The organism is Pantoea sp. UYEF8 (assembly GCF_040546285.1).
Taxonomy (GTDB): Bacteria; Pseudomonadota; Gammaproteobacteria; order Enterobacterales; family Enterobacteriaceae; genus Pantoea; species Pantoea brenneri.
The window spans coordinates 130,753-148,962 of record NZ_JBEPNM010000007.1; the positions used below are offsets into that span (position 1 = coordinate 130,753).

11 protein-coding genes and 1 pseudogene are annotated in these 18,210 nt (G+C 57.8%); all 12 read left to right on the forward strand.

All coding sequences use genetic code 11. The features are described 5' to 3' along the window. Positions 1-474: 474 nt before the first annotated feature. Entirely contained in the window at positions 475-2,085 is a 1,611-nt protein-coding gene (dppA, locus tag ABIB18_RS14785; RefSeq protein WP_354474639.1) for a dipeptide ABC transporter periplasmic-binding protein DppA, read from the forward strand. Between the two features lie 171 nt (positions 2,086-2,256). Continuing rightward, complete coding sequence (dppB, locus tag ABIB18_RS14790) at positions 2,257-3,276, forward strand: dipeptide ABC transporter permease DppB (RefSeq protein ID WP_031377817.1); 1,020 nt, start codon at positions 2,257-2,259, stop codon at positions 3,274-3,276. Between the two features lie 9 nt (positions 3,277-3,285). Beyond that, the gene (gene dppC, locus ABIB18_RS14795) at positions 3,286-4,188 is read left to right on the forward strand and encodes a dipeptide ABC transporter permease DppC (protein ID WP_031377816.1); all 903 of its coding nucleotides are present in this window, start codon (positions 3,286-3,288) and stop codon (positions 4,186-4,188) included. A gap of 12 nt (positions 4,189-4,200) precedes the next feature. Beyond that, positions 4,201-5,187 carry a dipeptide ABC transporter ATP-binding protein gene (gene dppD, locus ABIB18_RS14800; protein WP_031377815.1) on the forward strand — a complete coding sequence of 329 codons (987 nt, stop codon included), beginning with the start codon at positions 4,201-4,203 and terminating at the stop codon, positions 5,185-5,187. Next, positions 5,177-6,199, forward strand: coding sequence for a dipeptide ABC transporter ATP-binding subunit DppF (gene dppF / locus ABIB18_RS14805; RefSeq protein WP_069728620.1), 1,023 nt, complete (start codon positions 5,177-5,179; stop codon positions 6,197-6,199). The genes dppD and dppF overlap by 11 nt, the downstream gene beginning before the upstream one ends. 504 nt (positions 6,200-6,703) lie before the next feature. Continuing rightward, positions 6,704-7,294, forward strand: a complete 591-nt coding sequence (bcsO, locus tag ABIB18_RS14810) for a cellulose biosynthesis protein BcsO (protein WP_159223043.1) — start codon at positions 6,704-6,706, stop codon at positions 7,292-7,294. Beyond that, positions 7,285-8,088 (forward strand): cellulose biosynthesis protein BcsQ, encoded by an 804-nt coding sequence (gene bcsQ / locus ABIB18_RS14815; protein ID WP_031377812.1) that lies wholly within the window; start codon positions 7,285-7,287, stop codon positions 8,086-8,088. The genes bcsO and bcsQ overlap by 10 nt, the downstream gene beginning before the upstream one ends. Positions 8,089-8,141: 53 nt before the next feature. Then, positions 8,142-10,252, forward strand: a pseudogene (gene bcsA / locus ABIB18_RS14820) (UDP-forming cellulose synthase catalytic subunit). Further along, positions 10,249-12,855, forward strand: coding sequence for a cellulose biosynthesis cyclic di-GMP-binding regulatory protein BcsB (gene bcsB, locus ABIB18_RS14825; protein ID WP_354474642.1), 2,607 nt, complete (start codon positions 10,249-10,251; stop codon positions 12,853-12,855). The pseudogene bcsA and the gene bcsB overlap by 4 nt, the downstream one beginning before the upstream one ends. Positions 12,856-12,866: 11 nt before the next feature. Continuing rightward, complete coding sequence (locus ABIB18_RS14830) at positions 12,867-16,670, forward strand: cellulose biosynthesis protein BcsC (protein ID WP_354474644.1); 3,804 nt, start codon at positions 12,867-12,869, stop codon at positions 16,668-16,670. Beyond that, a complete protein-coding gene (gene bcsD / locus ABIB18_RS14835; protein WP_031375073.1) occupies positions 16,670-17,113 on the forward strand; it encodes a cellulose biosynthesis protein BcsD in 444 nt (147 codons plus the stop codon). The genes ABIB18_RS14830 and bcsD overlap by 1 nt, the downstream gene beginning before the upstream one ends. A gap of 9 nt (positions 17,114-17,122) precedes the next feature. Beyond that, positions 17,123-18,130: a family 8 glycosyl hydrolase gene (locus ABIB18_RS14840; protein WP_069728616.1), complete on the forward strand. Its 1,008-nt coding sequence runs from the start codon at positions 17,123-17,125 to the stop codon at positions 18,128-18,130. The last annotated feature ends 80 nt before the right edge of the window (positions 18,131-18,210 follow it).

Here is an 18,210-nt window from a genome sequence, read left to right on the forward strand (position 1 = left end):
AGCGGCAAGTTGCTGATTTCTTATGCCTCAATACCAGCATATTCCGCTGGCTGAACGTCATAACGCACGGTGAATCGTTCAGTTATTCAACATTTGCCGGTAAAAGTTTTAAGTTTTTTAGCGGTGAGAATCACTAGCGACAAACTGGCTATCCAGCAGAAAGTCCGGACGTTACGCCAGCGGCACTGTGCTTTGTATGGCTTTTAGCCGAAAAGGGTTTTTTTTACCGTTGCTTGCTATCCCTCACACTCTGTGTAAATAACTAACCGTTGTATTGACGTTCTTTGCAACTGTTGACAAATTGATGCGTCAATAAAGCGCAGTTACGGAATTTTCTGACCGCTTCCACGGCATCAGGAAAAACATAAAAAACCTGACGCGCTTTAGCCACCCGTTCGGTGGTACGCCTGAACCGCATAAAAAAACCAGAGGTCGGGCAATGCACACAACATCACATCACAATGGAGCAAAAGCATGATCAACTCCCTGGCTAAATCCGGGATGCTGAAGGTCGGTCTGAGCCTGATTGCTATGACTGTCGCCGCCGGTGTTCAGGCAAAAACCCTGGTTTACTGTTCAGAAGGTTCTCCGGAAGGCTTTAACCCGCAGCTGTTCACCTCGGGTACCACTTATGACGCCAGCTCACGCCAGATTTACAACCGTCTGGTTGAGTTCACCATCGGCACCACTGAATTACACGCAGCACTGGCCGAGAAGTGGGATGTCAGCGAAGACGGCAAAACCTACACCTTCCACCTGCGCAAAGGCGTGAAGTGGCAGACCACCAAAGATTTCAAACCGACGCGTGAATTTAACGCGGATGATGTGGTGTTCACCTTTGAACGCCAGCTGGATAAAAACAACGCCTACCATGGCGTCTCCGGCGGCAGCTACGAATATTTCGAAGGCATGGATATGCCGAAGCTGATCAGCAAAATTGAAAAAGTGGACGATCATACCGTGCGCTTTGTGCTGACCCGTCCTGAAGCGCCGTTCCTGGCGGATCTCGGCATGGACTTCGCCTCTATTCTGTCGAAAGAGTACGCGGACAACATGCTGAAAGCCGGCTCACCGCAAAAGGTCGACCTGAATCCGGTCGGTACCGGCCCGTTCCAGCTGCTGCAGTACCAGAAAGATTCGCGCATTCTGTATAAAGCCAACCCGGACTACTGGGGCACTAAACCGAAAATCGATCGGTTAGTCTTCTCCATTACGCCGGATGCTTCCGTGCGTTACGCCAAACTGCAGAAGGGCGAATGTCAGGTAATGCCGTATCCAAACCCGGCTGACATTGCGCGCATGAAGCAGGACAAAAACATCAACCTGTATGAGCAGGCTGGCCTGAACGTCGGCTATCTGTCGTACAACGTTGAGAAAAAACCGCTGGATAACCTGAAAGTACGTCAGGCCCTGACCATGGCGGTGAACAAGCAGGCGATCATTGATACCGTTTATCAGGGTGCAGGCCAGACGGCTAAAAACCTGATCCCACCGACCATGTGGGGCTACAACGACGCCGTGAAGGACTACGCCTACGATCCTGAAAAAGCCAAAGCGCTGCTGAAAGAAGCAGGTATGGCTGACGGCTTCTCCATCGACCTGTGGGCGATGCCGGTACAGCGTCCTTACAACCCGAACGCGCGCCGTATGGCGGAGATGATTCAGTCCGACTGGGCGAAGATTGGCGTGAAAGCCAAGATTGTTACCTATGAGTGGGGCGAATATCTGAAGCGTGCCAAAGCCGGCGAACATCAGACCGTAATGATGGGCTGGACCGGTGATAATGGGGATCCGGATAACTTCCTCGCCACCCTGTTCAGCTGTTCAGCGGCCAAAGATGGCTCTAACTACTCGCGCTGGTGCGATAAATCCTTTGAGGATCAGATTCAGCCAGCACGCGCCACCGCCGATCAGGCCAAGCGCATCGAGTACTACAAGCAGGCACAGGTTGTGATGCATGACCAGGCACCGGCGCTGATGATCGCGCACTCAACGGTCTACGAACCGGTCAGCAAGAAAGTCTCCGGCTACAAAGTCGATCCGCTTGGCGGACACTACTTTGCCCAGGTAGACATTCAGGAATAATTATTGCCTTTTCCGGGGCGGCCACCCGTCGCTCCGGCTTTATCTCCCTGTTTTACTGGAAACGGTAGAGGCGCAGCCTGGCTGCGTCGCGGTCGGGCCTACCCGATCGTCAGATGTAAGCAATAACTACCCTCGCGGCGACGGTCGCGCGGACAAGAGAGAACCCGGATTATGCTGCAGTTCATACTCCGACGTTTGGGCCTTGTCATCCCAACGTTTATCGGTATTACATTACTCACTTTCGCATTTGTTCACATGATCCCCGGCGATCCGGTGCTGATCATGGCGGGCGAACGCGGTATTTCCCCTGAACGCCACGCGCAGTTAATGGCGCTGTTAGGCCTGGATCAGCCGCTGTGGAAACAGTACCTGAACTACATTAACGGCGTATTACATGGCGATCTGGGCATTTCACTCAAGAGCCGCATCCCGGTATGGGATGAATTTGTGCCGCGCTTTAAAGCCACGCTGGAACTGGGCGTCTGCGCGATGCTGTTTGCGGTCGCGATCGGCATCCCGGTTGGGGTGATGGCGGCGGTTAAACGTGGCTCGATCTTCGATCACACCGCGGTCGGCATCTCCCTGACCGGCTACTCGATGCCGATCTTCTGGTGGGGCATCATGCTGATCATGCTGGTTTCGGTACAGTTCAATCTGACGCCGGTTTCCGGCCGCGTCGGCGACACCGTATTCCTCGATGACACCATGCCACTGACCGGCTTCATGCTGATCGACACCTTTTTCTGGGGTGAGGCGGGTGATTTCCACGATGCGGTGATGCACATGATTTTGCCCGCTATCGTGCTCGGCACCATTCCGCTAGCGGTGATTGTACGTATGACGCGCTCGGCGATGCTGGAAGTGCTGGGTGAAGATTACATCCGTACGGCGCGCGCTAAAGGACTGACGCGGATGCGGGTTATCGTGGTGCATGCGCTGCGTAACGCCATGCTGCCGGTGGTGACCGTCATCGGTCTGCAGGTCGGAACCTTACTGGCCGGCGCGATCCTGACCGAAACCATCTTCTCGTGGCCGGGTCTGGGCCGCTGGCTGATCGAAGCGCTGCAACGCCGCGATTATCCGGTAGTGCAGGGCGGTGTGCTGCTGACGGCGGTACTGATTATCCTGGTCAACCTGCTGGTTGATCTGCTGTATGGCGTGGTTAACCCGCGCATACGTCATAAGAAATAAGGGGGCATCATGTCTGTTGTTGATCCCGCCAGCGTAACCGCTGCACCCAAGCCGATGACCCCGTTTCAGGAATTCTGGCACTATTTTAAACGCAACAAAGGCGCCGTGGTGGGCCTGGCGTACATCATCATTATGTTGCTGGTGGCGGTGTTCGCCGATCTGCTGGCGCCCCATGCGCCGGCGGAACAGTTCCGTGATGCGCTGCTGCATCCGCCGGTCTGGCAGGAAGGCGGAAACTGGAGCTACATCCTCGGTACCGATGATGTTGGCCGCGATGTGCTGTCGCGTCTGATGTACGGCGCGCGTCTGTCGCTGCTGGTCGGCTGCCTGGTGGTAGTGCTGTCGCTGATTTTCGGGGTGATCTTCGGTCTGCTGGCCGGTTACCTCGGCGGCGTGGTGGATGCCACTATTATGCGCCTGGTCGATATCATGCTGGCGCTGCCGAGCCTGCTGCTGGCGCTGGTGCTGGTGGCTATTTTCGGTCCCTCAATCGTTAACGCCTCTATCGCCCTGACGTTTGTCGCGCTGCCGCACTACATTCGTCTGACCCGTGCCGCGGTACTGGTGGAGGTGAACCGCGACTACGTGACCGCCTCCAGCGTCGCCGGGGCCGGTATGCTGCGTCAGATGTTCGTTAATATTCTGCCTAACTGTCTTGCACCGTTGATCGTGCAGGCGTCGTTAGGTTTCTCCAACGCCATTCTCGATATGGCGGCGTTGGGCTTTCTCGGTATGGGTGCGCAACCGCCAACGCCGGAGTGGGGCACCATGCTCTCCGACGTATTGCAGTATGCGCAAAGTGCCTGGTGGGTGGTGACGTTCCCTGGATTAGTCATTCTGCTTACCGTGCTGGCATTTAACCTGATGGGCGATGGTTTGCGTGATGCACTCGACCCGAAACTCAAGCAGTAAAGAGGCACCGAGATGGCGTTATTAAATGTAGACAAACTGTCGGTGCATTTCGGCGACGAAAAGGCACCGTTCCGGGCGGTTGACCGCATCAGTTATCAGGTGGAGCAGGGCCAGGTAGTCGGCATTGTCGGCGAGTCAGGCTCCGGTAAGTCGGTCAGCTCGCTGGCGATCATGGGGCTGATCGATTTCCCTGGCAAAGTGATGGCGGAAAAGCTGGAGTTTAACCAGCGCGACCTGAAACGCATCTCCGAAAGAGAGCGCCGCCAGCTGGTGGGCGCGGAAGTGGCGATGATTTTCCAGGACCCGATGACCAGCCTCAACCCTTGTTACACCGTGGGTTTCCAGATCATGGAAGCGATCAAAGTGCATCAGGGCGGCAACAAACGTACCCGGCGTCAGCGGGCAATCGACCTGCTGAATCAGGTGGGCATTCCCGATCCGGCGTCGCGACTGGATGTTTATCCGCACCAGCTGTCGGGCGGGATGAGCCAGCGTGTCATGATCGCCATGGCGATAGCCTGCCGTCCGAAGCTGCTGATTGCCGATGAGCCAACCACCGCGCTCGACGTGACTATCCAGGCGCAGATCATCGAACTGCTGCTGGAGTTACAGCAGCAGGAGAACATGGCGCTGATCCTGATTACCCACGATCTGGCGCTGGTGGCCGAAGCGGCGCACCACATTATTGTGATGTATGCCGGTCAGGTGGTGGAGAGCGGCAAAGCGACCGATATCTTTAAGGCACCGCGTCATCCTTACACCCAGGCGCTGCTGCGTGCCCTGCCGGAGTTCGCTGCCGATAAAGCCCGTCTGGCCTCGCTGCCGGGCGTGGTACCGGGCAAATACGATCGCCCGGTTGGCTGCCTGCTCAACCCACGCTGTCCTTATGCCACTGATCATTGTCGTAAGGAAGAACCGGAACTGCGCACCATTCCAGGCCGCCAGTCCAAGTGTCACTATCCGCTGGACGATGCCGGGAGACCGACTTATGAGTCATGAAACAACCAAGCATGAGTATTTGTTACAGGCGATCGATCTGAAAAAGCACTACCCGGTGAAGAAAGGGTTGTTTGGTCAGGAACGTCTGGTGAAAGCGCTGGATGGCGTGTCGTTTAATCTGGAGCGCGGCAAAACGCTGGCGGTAGTCGGCGAGTCAGGATGTGGAAAATCCACCCTTGGCCGCCTGCTGACGATGATTGAAACCCCGACCGAAGGCCAGCTTTACTGGCATGGACAGGATCTGCTGAAGCACGATCCGCAGGCGCAGAAACTGCGTCGTCAGAAAATCCAGATCGTCTTTCAGAACCCCTACGGCTCTCTGAATCCGCGTAAGAAAGTGAGTCAGATTCTGGAAGAGCCGCTGGTCATCAATACCACGCTGACCAAAGCCGAGCGCCGCGAGAAAACGCTGGAGATGATGGCCAAAGTGGGCCTGAAGACCGAGCATTACGACCGCTATCCCCACATGTTCTCCGGGGGACAGCGCCAGCGTATTGCGATTGCCCGCGGCCTGATGCTCGATCCGGACGTGCTGATTGCCGATGAGCCGGTTTCGGCGCTCGACGTCTCGGTGCGCGCCCAGGTGCTGAACCTGATGATGGATCTGCAGCAGGATATGGGACTTTCCTACGTCTTTATCTCGCACGATTTGTCGGTGGTAGAGCACATTGCGGATGAAGTGATGGTGATGTACCTCGGACGCTGCGTTGAGAAGGGCAGCAAAGAGGCGATTTTTGCTAATCCGCGCCATCCGTATACCCAGGCTCTGCTGTCGGCCACGCCGCGTCTGAATCCGGACGACCGCCGTGAGCGGATTAAGCTGACCGGCGAGCTGCCGAGTCCGCTCAGTCCGCCACCGGGTTGCGCCTTCAACGCACGCTGCCGCCGGCGCTTTGGCACCTGCGTTCAGCTGCAACCGAAGCTGAAAAGCTACGGTGGTCAGCAGATCGCCTGCTTCGCCGTCGACCAGGATGAAAATCAGCCGGTCGGCGCGGCAGAAAAAGTCGGTTAAAGATAAGAAGGCTCCTGCGGGGGCCTTTTTTACTGACGCGTCCCGCTCAGCCCACATCCGGGTGTCGCTTACCCTCCTCTGCTGTCTTTTTTCATTATCCTGATTAATCAATGGGTTCAGCCGCGGATATTTGCAGCAAAAAACCGGTAAATATCCTCAGTCTCTGTCGGGGATTAAATCCAGGCAGATGCGCGCAAAGCCATCGGGCAAATTTAGTCAGTGCCAGGGATTAATCTCATCTTATCCCGGCTGGCTGGGCCAGCCGTTACATGAGTACACCTCAGCCGCTGAATGTTGAAACCCTGCTAATCAATTTAACTTAACAACTACTTATTAATTTCAGGGCAAAAGCAGTCGCTGTCACCCTTTTTCGGCGCTTATCGAATCTTTCTGATTAAACTATTTTATTGAATTCGCTGTTTTTGTAATCAGATTTTTCTCACTGAGTTTAAGCGGATGTGCTATATTCCAGGAAAATTCCCCCCTTGTTGCAGGCCATAGTCAATGAAGAATTACGACGATTTGCAGCGTTTTAAAGAGAAGACGCAAACGCTCGACATCGCCTTTAAAGATATGTCTGGCCAGACGCAGGAAGCGGCGGAACACAGTAAATGGTCATTGATTCGTCAGCTGGCGAGCGATGCCCAGCAGAATGCCCTTGGCGGCGGTCAGCGTATCGATTTGCCCCAACCTCAGCCGCTGCGCGGCGATGAATTCAGCGCGCCGGCTCCGGCCTCTCAGCCGCGCCAGCCGACGCTCAGTGCACAACCGGCAGCGGCAGCTCGCGGCTCGATACTGGACAGTCTGGCGGGCAGTGCTGCCGCAGCGAAACTGACCGCTGAAGCTGGATCTTCATCGCTGTTCCCGCCGCCTTCGCTAAAACCGGCAGAGCCGGTGGCAACGCTGCGTCCTGCTGCTGTTCAGCCCGCTGCGGTGGCAAACCCACCGACGGACCTCACCCCGCCTGCGTCGGCGAACCGCGCCGAACCGGGACGTTTTGGTGCATTGTTCCGCTCACGCGACAGCGAACCGGTTAACCTGCCAAAAGAGACCTTATTGAAACCGTTACTGGAGAAGATTGCGCTATGCCGTTAGTTTGTGTGTGCTCGCCGAAAGGGGGAGTAGGGAAAACCACGTTGGCGGCGAACCTGGCCTGGAGTCTGGCGCGTTCCGGTAGCAAAGTTCTGGCAATTGATTTTGATGTGCAGAATGCTCTGCGTCTGCATTTTGGCGTTCCGCTTCATGACGGGCGCGGATTTGTGGCCCGTTCGGAAGAGCAGGCGGACTGGAGTCAGTCGATTCTGACCACCGGCGGCAATATCTTCGTGCTGCCCTATGGCGACGTGACCGAGCCCCAGCGTGAGCGCTTTGAAGAACAGCTGATGAAAGATCCGCACTTTATTCAGCGCGGACTCGACACGGTGCTTAATTATCCCGGCCTGGTCATTGTGGCTGATTTTCCGCCGGGTCCGGGTCCGGCCCTTAAAGCAATGACGGCGCTGGCCGATATGCATTTAGTGGTGATGTTAGCGGATACCGCCTCGGTCTCTTTATTACCGCAGATTGAGGAGAACCGGATGACCGGTAAACCTCTCAACAATAAACAGGGTCACTATTTCGTCCTGAACCAGTGCGACAACCGCCGCAATATTAACCGTGACGTGACGGCATTTATGCAACAGCGGCTGGGCGATAATTTACTCGGCGTGGTTCACCGCGACGAAAGTGTGGGTGAAGCAAATGCTTCCCAGCAGTCTGTGTATGATTTTAGTCCCGCGTCTGCGGCGGCCTTTGATATTGAACTGATTGCCAAACGTGTCAGCAGCATTCTGAATATCACCGTCGGCAACGGCGAAGTTCAGGCTCCCATCCGTACTAACCAATATTAATCACCTGATGTGAACAGGTGATTGAATTTACACAGCTCTTCTCAGGGTGAATCATGAGTAAAATCGGGTTTTACCTGCTGCTGCTGGTGCTTGCGCCCGTTGCCGCGGTGATCATCATTACGCCAATGGACAGCCAGAAACAGTATATTTTTGGCCTGATCAGCATCGGTTTGATGTTTTTATTGGGTTTCAGCAAAAGCGCAAAATAACCGTGATGATGGTGATTCTGTCGGCGTTGATGTCCACCCGTTATATCTGGTGGCGCACGACAGAAACCCTGCATTTTAATTCCGAAGTCGAAGCGATTTTAGGGATTGGCTTATATCTGGCTGAACTTTATGTCTGGCTGATCTTAATTCTCGGCTTTCTGCAAACCACCTGGCCATTAAAGCGCACCATCGAACCGTTACCGGATGATACCGATCTGTGGCCGACGGTTGATATTTACGTGCCTTCTTATAATGAGAGCCTCGATGTGGTGCGCGACACCGTGCTGGCTGCGCAGTGTATCGACTATCCGCGTGACAAACTGAAAGTCTATTTGCTGGATGACGGCAAGCGCAGTGAGTTCGCCCGCTTCGCCGCCGATGTGGGCGTAGGCTACATCACCCGTGACGATAACAATCACGCCAAAGCCGGCAACCTCAATCATGCAATGAAGATCACCAAAGGTGAGCTGATTTGCATTTTTGACTGCGACCACGTCGCGACGCGTACCTTCCTGCAGGCGACGGTAGGCCCGTTCCTGAAAGATCCGAAGCTGGCGCTGCTGCAAACGCCACACTACTTCTACTCACCCGATCCGTTTGAGCGTAACCTGCGCGCCGCGCGCAGCATTCCCAATGAAGGTTCACTGTTTTACGGCCCGGTACAGCAGGGCAATGACAACTGGAATGCCACTTTCTTCTGCGGCTCCTGTGCGGTGATCCGCCGTTCAGCGCTGGAGCAGATTGGCGGTTTTGCGGTAGAAACCGTGACCGAAGATGCGCATACCGCGCTGAAAATGCAGCGCCTTGGCTGGGGATCGGCGTTTCTGTCCATTCCGCTGGCGGCCGGTCTGGCGACCGAGCGTCTCGGTCTGCACATCATTCAGCGTACCCGCTGGGCGCGCGGTATGACGCAGATTTTCCGGGTGGATAATCCGCTGTTGGGTCGCGGCCTGAAGTGGCAGCAGCGCCTGTGTTATCTCAACGCCATGCTGCACTTCCAGTTTGGTCTGCCGCGCGTAGCCTTTCTCACCGCGCCGCTGGCTTACCTGCTGTTTAACCTGAATATTATTCACTCCTCCGCGTCGCTGATCTTTGCGTACGTGCTGCCGCATCTGGTGATGTCGCTGTACGTCAACTCGCGGATGAATGGCCGTTTCCGCTACACCTTCTGGGGTGAGATTTATGAGACGGTGATGTGTTTCCACCTGGTGATCCCGACCATCCTGACGCTGCTGTCGCCGAAGCACGGCAAATTCAACGTGACCGATAAAGGCGGGGTGCTGGATCAGGGCTTCTTCGATTTCCATATCGTGCGTCCGCACGTCATTGTGGCGCTGCTGCTGGGTATCGGCATTGTGGCGGGCGTGGTGCGAGCGGTGATGCACGATTACTTTGGCGTCGATCCTTACGTTATTGCGCTGAACGTCGGATGGGCCATCTTCAGCCTGATCATTCTGATGGCGGCGATTGCCGTGGCGCGCGAAACCAAACAGGTGCGTAAAACCATCCGTATTGAGGTGCAGATTCCGGCGATCATTCACTACGCCAGCGGTATCTCATCACGCACCCTGACCAGCGATCTCTCTATGGGCGGCGCGCAGCTGGATGCGCCAGATAACCGTCATGAATTCGATGAGATTGAAGAGATCGATCTGCTGCTTAAATCGGGCGCGATCACCATTCCGGTCAGTAAGATTTCTGGCGATGCGGAAACCATCCGTCTGCGTTTTGAGGCGATGCCTCTGGCGCGCCGCCGTGAGCTGGTGCGGGTGGTGCTGGCACGCGCCGATGCCTGGATTCAGCCGGAGTATAAGCAGGATAACCCGCTGATCTCGCTGGGAACCATTATCCGTACCGTCTTTGAGCTGTTCTGGCTGACCTGGAAAGGACGCCACGATAAACGTAAAAATGTCGACCCGGTTGCCGCGGCGGCGAAAGAGGATGGCGCAGTATGAAAACCCTGACCCAAACGCTGCTGGTCAGTTCACTGACCGCGGCGCTGTGGCTGACGCCAGCCTGGGCCGAAACGCCATCTGCTGATGACACCAGCAACCCCGCGCCGGTCAACAGCGCGGCACCGACCGTGCAGCCCACTGCGCAAGCGACGCCATCAGCCCAGCCTGCGGCTGGCGAGGCGTCATCGGGCGTCCAGCCTGAGTCAGCACCGGCACAGAGTGCGCCGGCGGCTACCTCTGCCGCGTCCGCGCTGACTGGGGACGCGGTGACGCAGGACAGCGGTGCGCTCTCCACCGTGCCACTGCCGCAAGGGCTGAACAATGGCGATCCGGCGCTGGAAGCGGCCGCCAGTGCGCTGCCCTACGCGCCAGGTCAGGCCGTAACGCCGGTGGCCGCCCCCCCGGTAGTGGAACCACAGCCGGTCATCAGCGCCGCCATTAACCAGCCGATCAGCAGCACTATTTCTGTGGCGCAGATGGGCCAGGCGCGCGGCATCACGCTGACCGGCGGCCAGTTGCAGTCTGGCATTACTTTTACGCTGCCCTCGGATGAGGTGGTGACTAATGCGCGTCTCAACCTGACGCTGCGCGTCTCGCAGGCGCTGGCGGCGCGCAACACTTCGCTGCAGCTGATGCTGAACGGCCAGCCGCTCGGCACGCTGCCGCTCGGCGCCAGCGACAGTGATACCAGCGATTATCAGCTGGATATTCCGGCGGCGATGGTGGTCTCCAGCAATAACCTCAGCTTCAAAATTAATGATGCCGACAAGTTACTGTGCGAGCGTGCAAGCGCCGAGCAGTATCAGGTCACCATCATGCCGACAACCACGCTGAGCCTTGAGGGCCAGCAGCTGAACATCGGCACCAGCCTGCGCAACTTCCCGCGGCCGTTCCTCGATCCACAACGTATGACCGCCGCCACTGTCACCTTCGGATTCGCCAGTAATGTCGCACCGGATGCCGTGAGCGCGGCGACGCTGGTGGCGTCCTGGCTCGGCATTCAGAGCGATTATCGCGGTATTCGCTTCCCGGTGATGCGGGGTGAATTGCCGGAGCACAACGGCATTCTGTTTGGTCACCCCGGCGATCGCATCGGTACGCTGACCTTTCCAGCCAGCAACGGGCCGATGCTGCAGGTAGTCGATAACCCGAATAACCCGGTGTATAAATTGCTGCTGGTGAGCGGTAATGACGATGCCGAGCTGCGTCAGGCGGCAAACCGTCTGACCACGCAGCCGCTGACCACTGACGACAGCCAGCTGCTGGTAAAACCGCAAACGCTCGGCAATCGCAAACCCTATGATGCGCCGCGCTGGATCAATACCGATCGCCCGGTGCGTCTCAGTGAACTGCTGCGTAAAGACCAGAGCCTGACCAGCAGCGGTATCTGGCACGATGCGCTGCGCGTTAACTTCCGTGCCGCGCCCGATCTGTTCCTGTGGGATGGCGATACCGTGCCGGTCAATCTGCACTATCGCTTCCCGTCTGAAAGCTGGATCGATGAAGAGAATTCGTTTCTTAACGTGATGCTGAACGGGACCTTCCTGCGCAACCTGACCGTGAATAAGGTCGGACTGCTGGAAAATGTCTGGCACCGTTTAGGGGGCGATGCGCGACAGGAACAATATCAGCTCAACCTCGAACCCTATCTGATTTATGGCGATAACCAGCTGGCGCTCTACTTCAACATCAAACCGCGGGCGGATGCGCCCTGTGGCGTGCTGCTGAATAACAACATCAAGAGCCGGATTGAAGAGGATTCGTGGATCGATCTCAGCCACACCCGCCACTTCAGCATGCTGCCGAACCTCTCTTATTTTGTCGGTGCCTCGTTCCCGTTCTCTCGCCTGGCGGATTTTGGCCAGACTACGCTGCTGCTGCCGGAAAAACCCAGCAATGCCGAACTGTCGACGCTGCTGGATCTGGCGGCGCGTGCCGGTAACGCTACCGGTGTAGCTCTGACGCAGAATCAGGTGCTGTTTGGTCTGCCGCAGGGCGGCACTAATCTGGCACGGCTGCAGCAGAACGATCTGCTGGCGGTCAGCACCACCGGCAACAGCGATTTCAATCGGGCGTTACTGGCCTCTTCACCTTATGACGCCAGCAGCAGCACCTTCGGTGTGAAAGAGTCCGATACGCTGGAGAAACTGCGCGGCTGGCTGAGCGGTGACTGGAGTCGTCAACAGCTGGATGCCGATCGGTACTTCTCTTCTAACGAAGCGTGGCGCGGCTTCCTGAGCTATCGCTCGCCGTGGAATCGCGATCGGCTGGTGGTGGTCACGGTGGCGACCAGTGACGATCAGCTGTTGCGGCTCCACAACGATCTGAGTTCGGCACGTATCAATGCCGCGATTCGTGGCGATACCGCAATCATCACCGATGAAAATGGCATTCGCAGTTTCCGTGTTGGCGCGCAGTTCCCGGTCGGGGAAATGCCCTGGTACATGATGGTGGTGTGGTACGCCAATCAGCATTCGGTATTCCTTGCGCTGGCGGCGTTGCTGCTTTCTGCGCTGGTGGGCAGTGCGGTCTGGGTGATGCTGAAGCGTCATGCGTGGCGGCGTCTGAATCCGAAGCAGGATAGTCATTCCGGCAAGAAGTAAGGATAACAAGAATGAAAAAAAATCTGATAAGTGCCGGTGTTCATCATGCGTTATTGCTGGGCGGCCTGCTGGCGTTTTCACCGTCGCTGCTGGCGGCTGAAAGCGCCAATCCGGCGTTGCAGGCGCTGTTCGATCAGGCGGCTTACTGGCATCAGAAAGCGCATGACGATCTGGCGACATCCTCGCTGCAGAAGGTGTTGATGGTGGAGCCCAACAACCCGCAGGCGCTCTATTTACTGGCGCTTTATGCGCAGCAGGGCGGTGATAATGCCGCCGCAGCGCAGTACCGCCAGCGTCTGAGCAAAGTATCACCCAACGATCCGCACCTGAGCGAGCTGGACAATGCCCGTCAGCTACAGACGATTCCGCAGGCGCAGCTGTCACTGGCGCGTCAGCAGGCGCGCAGCGGCAACATTGCTGCCGCTCTGCAGACCTGGCGTAATACCTTTAGCGGCAATGAGCCGCCAGCCAGCGTTGCTGCTGAATATTATCTGACGATGGCCGGTGACCGTACTCTGCTGCCACAGGCGGTAGAGGCGTTGCGGCAGTTTGCCGCGCAGCACCCGCAGGATACCGGCGCGCAGCTGGCGCTGGGTAAAGCGCTGACGTATCAGGAGTCGACCCGTCGCGAAGGGATTGAGGTGCTGTCCGCGCTGGCGAGTGGGAATCAGGAGGCCGACCGCTCGCTGCGGCAGGCGCTGCTGTGGCTCGGTCCGCAGCCCACCGATGCCGCGTTGTATCAGACCTGGCAACAGCGTCATCCACAGGATGCCGCGGTGATCGACTATTACCGTAAAAACGTCGGGGGCGCTGAGAAAGGTGCCGGTTTCAGTGCGCTCAACAGCGGTGACGTGGGCGGTGCGCAGACCAGCTTCGAAAAAGTGCTGAGCGCCAATCCGCAGGACGCCGATGCGCTGGCGGGTATGGGCTATGTCGCTCAGCGCGCCGGTCGTTATCAGGAAGCCGCAGACTATCTGCAACGCGCCGCGCAGCTGGGAGGCGATCAGGGATCGGCCCGTCAGCAGCAGGCCGACGATGCCCGTTTTTATGCGCAGCTGGCCAATGCGCAGCAGGCGCTGAAAAGCGGCAACAGTGCACAGGCGCTGGCATTAAGCGAACCGCTGGCGCAGGCTGAAGGCGAGAAAGGCATTGCTGCCCGCCTGTTCCGCGCTGACGTGCAGCGGCGCAGTAACCAGCTCGATCAGGCGGAGCAGACCTACCGATCTGTTCTGCAGAGCGATGCCAATAACCGCAGCGCCAAAGAGGGGTTGTTCTACGTGCTGCGTCAGCAGAATCGCAGTGCTGAAGCCAATACCCTGCTGGGCTCGCTGCCAGCCAGCGTTCGTCAGAGCGTGACGCCGCAGGCAAACGGTGCCGATACGCTGCGTCAGCAGGCGAAGCGTCAGCTGGCCGCCGGCAACAACGCAGCGGCCATCGCGACGTTGCAGCAGGGAGTCCAGCGTTATCCAGCCGATGGCTGGCTGCGGCTTGATCTGGCCCGTCTCTACCGGCAGCAGGGTGAACCTTTACAGGCCGCTAATGTAATGCAGCCGGTGATGCGCAGCGGTGCCAGCAACAGTGAACTTTATGCTGGCGCACTCAACGCCAGCGAAAGCGGTGGCTGGCAGCAGGCCAGCGTGCTGCTATCGCGCATTCCGCCGTCTGCCCAAACGCGAGAGATGCGCGCTCTGGCGCAGCGGGTCAATTTTAATCTGCAGATGAGCACCGCTGACCAGTATCTGTCTCAGGGTGCCAATGCCGCCGCCGCTAACACCCTGAAAGCGTTAGCGGTGAATCCGCCCGCCAACCCGGCTGATGCCGGTAATCTGGCGCAGAAGCTGGCGCAGGCTGGCGATCTCACCACCGCCGTTTCGGTGGTGCGCACCAATATGCAGCGCGGTGTACAGGGTAATGCCGGTGATTACGCAGCGCAGATGGCGGTCCTGAACCAGGCCGGGCTGAGCGCCGAAGCGCAGCGCTTCCTCAGCAGCCCGGAACTGCAGGCGCGCAGCACGCCGACGCAGCTGGCGGCGATACGTAACGGGTATCTGATTAATGAAGTTGACCGCCTGCGGCAGCAGCGGCAGTACGCAGCGGCCTACGATAAGTTGATCGGTGCGTTACAGCAGGATCCACAGAATCGCGATTTGATGTTCGCCATGGCGCGTCTCTATCAGGACGGTAAGATGAACCGGGACGCGGGCGTGGTATATGACTACCTGATGACGCAGGACACGCCGACTCAGGATGCGCGCGTCGGGGCGATTAACGTCGCGCTGGCGCAGAATAATGTGCAGCGCGCCAACACGCTGACGCGCGGCCTGAACACCGCCACCCAGACGCCGGATCGCCTGCTGCTGCTGGCGCGGGTGGCGGAAGCGAATGGCGAGCATAGCGAAGCGATGCGCTATCTGCGTTCGGCACGCGGACAGCTGATTGGCCTGCAGGGCGCGCAGCCGGGCAGTATGCCGACCGTGGGCGGGCTGGCGCTGGCGGATAATCCGTTCATCAATCGCAACACGTCGCCGGTCGGGCGTTCAGCTTCCCGCTACGGCACCGTGCTGCCATGGCAGGTTGCGCCTGCCACCACGTCTGTCCGCTCTGAGCAGCCAGAAGGCGATGCGACGGTATCTGCCTCATCGCAGACCCTGCGTCAGATTGACAGCATGATGGATTCGCTGCAGGAAAAAACGGCCAGCTGGAGTCAGGGAATGGTGCAGGTGCGCGGTCGTGATGGCGAATCGGGACTGAGCAAGCTGACCGAAGCCAAAGCGCCGCTGACCTTCTCTACCGTGCCGTTTGGTGAGTCGCGCTTTGACTTCACCATGACGCCGGTGTCGCTGACGGCCGGCAGCGCCGCGGGCGATGCATGGCGACGTTTTGGCACCAACGCCTTAACCCAGGGCCAGGTGGTCGCCGCAGGCGGGGCAACCCTGAATGACGTGCCGAACGCCACAACCGATTCACAAACCGCCTCGGGCGTGGAGCTGAATCTGGCGCTGAAGGGCGACAGTTACAAAGTCGATCTTGGCAGTACGCCGCTGGGTCAGGATCTCAGTACGCTGGTGGGTGGGGTGCAGTGGTCGCCGAAGCTTACCGACTTCCTGACGCTGATCCTGACTGGCGAACGTCGCGCCATCACCGACAGTCTGCTGTCATATGTTGGCGCAGAGGACAAGACCAGCGGCAAGCGGTGGGGTCGCGTCACCAAAAACGGCGGCAATGCCTTACTGAGTTATGACAATGGCGATGCCGGTTTCTACGCGGGCGCGGGCGCTTACAGCTACCTCGGCGAGAATGTCGCCAGTAACAACAATCTGCAGGCGACCGCCGGCGCTTATGTGCGTCCTTACCATGCCGACGACCGGGAGCTGAAACTGGGGATGAACCTGTCGTGGATGGACTTCTCGAAAAACCTCAGCTATTTCAGTTATGGCCAGGGCGGCTACTTCAGTCCGCAAAACTACGCTTCCGTGTCATTCCCGATCGACTTCTCACGTCAGTATGACGATCTGAAGGTGAAGCTGGGCGGCTCGGTCGGCTATCAGTCCTACAGTCAGGACAAGAGTGCTTACTTCCCGGACGATGCCAGCCTGCAGTCACAGCTGGAAGCGCTGGCTGCCGACGGTAGCGTGAAAAGCGCGTACTACTCCGGCGGCAGTAAAAACGGTATCGGTTATAACCTGCACGCGGGTGCCGATTACAAACTCAATAAAGAGGTGACGATTGGCGGTCAGCTGGGTTACGACACCTTTGGTGATTACAACGAAAGCAGCGCGCAGCTTTATGTCCGTTATCTGTTTGGAGATAAATAATGAATGAACATTCTGGCGTGTCGCATCCGCATCCACCCGGCTGGTTTGATCTGGTCAGCGTACTGATTGAGGGCATGGTCGCCAACGGCGGCCAGCAGCAGGCTGAAGCGTTCCTCTACAACATGGGCGAATCGCTGGCGACCCGCTATCCGTTGTCTGAAGCACGCACGGTGCAGGATCTGGAGCGGGAAATGAATCTGCAACTGGCGCGTTTTAACTGGGGGTTTGTGCAGCTGCAGCCGGAAGAGAAGGCGCTGCTGATCAGCCATCACGCCTTACCGGCAGGTGATAATATCCATACGGCTGCTGACTGGCAGGCGGCGTTTGGCGCAGTCGCGGCGGGGCTGTTCTCGGGCTGGCTGCAGGCCCAGGGCGGCAGCAGTGCGGTGCCGGTAACGCCTGAACTGAATGATGGCAGTACGCTGTATTATCGATATCAATAGGACGGGTGAATGAACGTTAAGCCACAGTGGCTGGGATGGATCTGCTGTATCTGGCTGTTACTCGGCAGCGCGCAAGCCGCAGCCAGCGGCTGGGACAGTTTTAAAAGTCGCTTTGTCACGTCAGAAGGGCGGGTCATCGACACCGCGAATAACAATGTCAGCCATACCGAAGGGCAGGGCTACGGCATGCTGCTGGCGGTGGCGAATGACGATCGCGCCACCTTTGATCGGCTATGGCAGTGGACGCGCAGCCAGTTAGGGAATCCACAGACCGATCTGTTTTACTGGCGCTATACGCCAGGCACGGCAAACCCGGTTGCGGATAAAAATAACGCCGCTGATGGCGATGTGCTGCTGGCCTGGGCGTTACAGCGCGCCGCGCAGAAATGGCAGGTGGAGAGTTATCAGCAGGCGTCTGATCGTATTCAGCGGGCGATTATTAAGCTGGATGTGGTGACCTTTGGTGGGCATACCGTGCTGTTGCCTGGCGCACAGGGCTTCAATAAAAGCAGCTACGTGGTGCTGAACCCCTCTTACTTCCTGTTTCAGGCGTGGCGGGAGTTCGGTGAACACAGCCATCTGCAGGTGTGGAATCAGCTGATTGAGAGCGGTCTTGATTTGCTCGCTAAGCTGCATTTCGGTAACAGTGGTCTGCCGCTGGATTGGGTGGCGCTGAATGCCGACGGTTCGGTTGCCCCGGCCATCGGCTATTCCAGCCGCTTCAGCTACGATGCGATTCGCGTGCCGCTCAATATCTGGTGGTACGATCCGCACAGCCTGGCGCTGGTGCCGTTCCAGCAGGTCTGGCAGGGCTATAGCCGGATGATGACGCCGGCCTGGTTTGATGTCCTGGCCAATACTCCCGCGCCCTACCATCTTGAAGGCGGTCTGCTGGCGGTGCGCGACCTGACGCTGAATGAGACCGGCTATCTGAGCGACCGGCTGGCAGCGGATCAGAACTATTTTTCGGCCAGCCTGCAACTGCTGACCTGGATGGCGTTTCAGGAAAAACGGTAACGCGACTGCTATTGCCTGCCCGATAAGTGCGGAAAAAATCGCCCTTATCGGGTAGAGAATCCGAATCTCTCCGCTGTGGC